This window comes from Lentzea sp., assembly GCF_036380075.1.
Lineage (GTDB): Bacteria > Actinomycetota > Actinomycetes > Mycobacteriales > Pseudonocardiaceae > Lentzea.
This window is the reverse complement of sequence record NZ_DASVFL010000398.1, coordinates 1-3,038: the sequence shown is the minus strand read 5'-3', so window position 1 is coordinate 3,038 and position 3,038 is coordinate 1. Positions and strand designations below refer to the sequence as shown.

Annotated in this window: 5 protein-coding genes; 2 read left to right on the top strand and 3 right to left on the bottom strand. The window is 69.1% G+C overall.

Features of this window, described 5'->3' with window-relative positions; genetic code table 11:
* Positions 1-190: GNAT family N-acetyltransferase (locus VF330_RS41265; RefSeq protein ID WP_330857208.1), on the top strand; the 190-nt coding region annotated here is incomplete at its 5' end.
* Positions 191-308: 118 nt separating this feature from the next.
* Positions 309-737, top strand: a complete 429-nt coding sequence (locus VF330_RS41260; protein ID WP_330857207.1) for a DUF5684 domain-containing protein — start codon at positions 309-311, stop codon at positions 735-737.
* A gap of 61 nt (positions 738-798) precedes the next feature.
* On the opposite strand, the gene VF330_RS41255 is transcribed toward VF330_RS41260, so the two are convergent.
* From VF330_RS41255 to VF330_RS41245, 3 genes are all read right to left on the bottom strand, one after another.
* Complete coding sequence (locus tag VF330_RS41255; protein ID WP_330857206.1) at positions 799-1,611, bottom strand: SAM-dependent methyltransferase; 813 nt, start codon at positions 1,609-1,611, stop codon at positions 799-801.
* A 142-nt stretch (positions 1,612-1,753) separates the two neighbouring features.
* Positions 1,754-2,467 (bottom strand): S1 family peptidase, encoded by a 714-nt coding sequence (locus tag VF330_RS41250; RefSeq protein WP_330857205.1) that lies wholly within the window; start codon positions 2,465-2,467, stop codon positions 1,754-1,756.
* 82 nt (positions 2,468-2,549) lie between these two features.
* On the bottom strand, positions 2,550-2,966 hold the full coding sequence (locus tag VF330_RS41245; RefSeq protein WP_330857204.1) for a hypothetical protein: 417 nt from the start codon (positions 2,964-2,966) through the stop codon (positions 2,550-2,552).
* Positions 2,967-3,038 lie beyond the last annotated feature (72 nt).

The following is a 3,038-nucleotide window of genomic DNA, read 5'->3' as shown; positions in this document are numbered from 1 at the left end:
ACTGCTGGAGACACTTGCACGCGAGTGCGTGGCCAAGGGCTACACCAGGTTCCAGTGGTGGGTCCTCAACTGGAACGAGCCGAGCATCGGCTTCTACAAGAAGCTCGGCGCGGTCCCGATGGACGAGTGGACGGTCATGCGGGTGGCGGACGAGGCGTTGCGGAACCTCGGCTCTCGCTCTGAAGGTTGACGGAAGGTCTCGAAAGGCTCACGAAACGGGAATTCCACACAGGACGGGTCTGCGGTGCTGGCAGCGTCCCCGCTCGCCGATCCCCCGGCACCAGCAAGCGTGGAAAGAAGGAAAGACCGTGGACCCGTCACAGCCGACTCTCACCGAGGCCGACACCGCCGCACTGCTCGGCGTGTTCGCCGTCTTCGGCATCATCGCGCTCGTTTTCGCCGTCATCGGCGTCATCGTCATGTGGAAGACCTTCGCGAAGGCCGGTCAGCCCGGCTGGGCCGCGATCGTCCCGATCTACAACCTGTACGTGCTGACCAAGATCGGCGGCCGTCCGGGCTGGTGGACGGTGCTGCTCTGCATCCCCGGCGTGAACTTCGTCGTGCTCGCGATCCTGTCGATCGACATCGCGAAGTCGTTCGGCAAGGACGCCGTCTTCGGCATCGTCGGCCTGTGGCTGTTCAGCATCGTCGGTTACGCGATCCTCGGCTTCGGCAACGCGCAGTACCGCGGCCCGGCCGCCCTGGCCGGTGCGCAGCAGTACAACGCCGCCTACTGAGTTCTGGCACCTGAGGGCCGGGTCCGCACGTCGGGCCCGGCCCTTGCCGTTCCCGCGAACTTCAGACCAGCCCGACGGCGCCGTACGTCGACGCGTCCGCCGCGGCCGAGGCGCCGGGCAGCTCGCCGTCCGCCCGCCAGTGGCCCGCGAGCACCAGACCGGGCTCCAGCAGCCGCAGGCCGCAGAGGAAGTCCTCGACGTCCTGCTTGGACCGCGGCACGAGCGGCGTGCTCATGCCGTCCGCGAGGTCGACGAGCTGGCCGACGAGCTCCGGTTCGACGTCCTTCGTGAGATGGGTCAGTGCGAGGACGCTGCCCTCGCACAACGCGGCGCGGTAGCGCGCGACGACACCCGCGGGCTCGTCGACGACGTACGGGAGGATGCCGACCATCAGCACGGCGGTCGGTTTGGTGAAGTCGATGAGCCGGCGCGTCTCGGGGTCGCGCAGCACGGCGCCGACGTCACTCACGTCGGACTGGACGATGGCGGCGTCGAGGTTGTCCCGCAGCATCGTGCGGGCGTGCGCCACGGCGATCGGGTCGTGGTCGACGTAGACGACGCGGCACGACGGGTCGATCGACTGGGCCACCTCGTGGACGTTGCCCGCGGTCGGGATGCCGCTGCCGAGGTCGAGGAACTGGCGGATGCCGTACTCCTCGACGCACAGCCGCACCACGCGGCGGGAGAACGACCTGATCGTCCGCGCCATCTCGGCGACGGGGAACTTCGCGATGCTCTCCTCGGCGAGGACGCGGTCGACCGCGAAGTTGTGCGCTCCGCCGAGGTAGTAGTCGAACAGGCGGGCCATGTTCGGGCGCTCGGAACCGACGCCTGTCGCCACCCGCTTCGGGCCGTCCTGCACTGCGCACCTCACCTGCTCCCGAGCGGCGCGAACGCTGGAGGCACGGTAACCGGCTACTCCGTTCGTGTCCATCCACCATTAGTGAACACGCAGGGTGATGGCCCCCGGCCGGAGCCGAGGGCCATCGCAGGGTTACCGCTGGTGGAGCCGTGTGTCAGACGCCGGCGTTCTGGGTGATCCAGGACCGGTAGGTGGCGATGCGGGTGTAGTTGGACCGCGTCGCGCGGTCCGAGGTGGACGCGACGCCGACCTGGCGGCCGTTCGCGAACATCGGGCCGCCCGAGTCACCACCGGCGGCGATGCCGTCGACGCGCTGGACGGAGATCGCGCGGCCACCGCGGTAGTCGGACCCGTTGGGGTTCGTGACCCTGGTGTTCGCGACCTTCAGGTAGCGCGACTGGCAGTTGATCTCCGGCTGGTTGGTGCAGGTGGCGCCCCAGCCGTAGAGCTGCACGGTCTGCCCGGTGGTCACGCCGTCGCTGCTGGAGGCCAGCGGGGAGAACGGCGCGGACATCGACGTGCTGACGCGGACGAGCGCCAGGTCGGCCGACGGGTGCTTGATGATCTGGTTACCCGTGACGAGCTGGCCGCCGGAGGTCTGGTCCAGGCTGCCCGCGCGGAACGTGTACGTGCCGGAGGAGGCGACGCAGTGCTCCGCGGTCAGGATCCACGTGGGAGCGATCTTCGTGGCGGAGCAGTTCTGCTGCCCGTTCACGAAGAGGCGCGCCCCGTAGGGGAAGTTCGAGGCGTTGCTGCCGCCGATGATCATCGGCGACATGTTCGGCTCCTCGGGAGCAGCCGAGGCCGTCAGCGGTGCGAGGGAGAGCGCCGTCAGGAGGGCGCCCGCGATCGCGGTGATAACACGCATGGTTGGTCACCTCGTGAGTGCAGGGAGTGGTTAAGCAACCACGCACAGCTTCACCCTTTGGTTTGAGGCTGACCACCCTCCGTTAGTCGGCTTTGTCGTGATCGGCCGAGTCGTCGCCCAGCGCCCAGCGGCGGCCGTCGGCGGTGAACAGCAGCACGAGCACGAGGACGCAGTAGATGCCTCCCAGCGACCCCAGCAGCTGCTGGCCGGACGGGCCGTAGGCGTACCAGGCACAGCCCAGGAGCAGCAGCTGCGTGACGATGACGGGCGTGCGCGCGCCGTACTGGCCCCGGAACAGCAGGACCGCCGCGAGGATCGCCGCGCCGAACCAGATCACCAGCACACCGGCGGCGCCGAGGATCGGGCCCGCGGGCTTCGACCCGCCGATCACCCGGATCACGAGGGCGACGGCCAGCGCGATGCCGCCCAGGCCCTGCAGGACGGTGAGCGCGGAAGCGATGCGCACCGGGCGCGGTGGCGCCGGGGTCCCAGTGGTCACGGGGGGCCTTTCCTCACGTTCTGTACCTGGTCACGGATCGTAGGCCACCCGGTTGGAGGGCTCTCTCGGCAC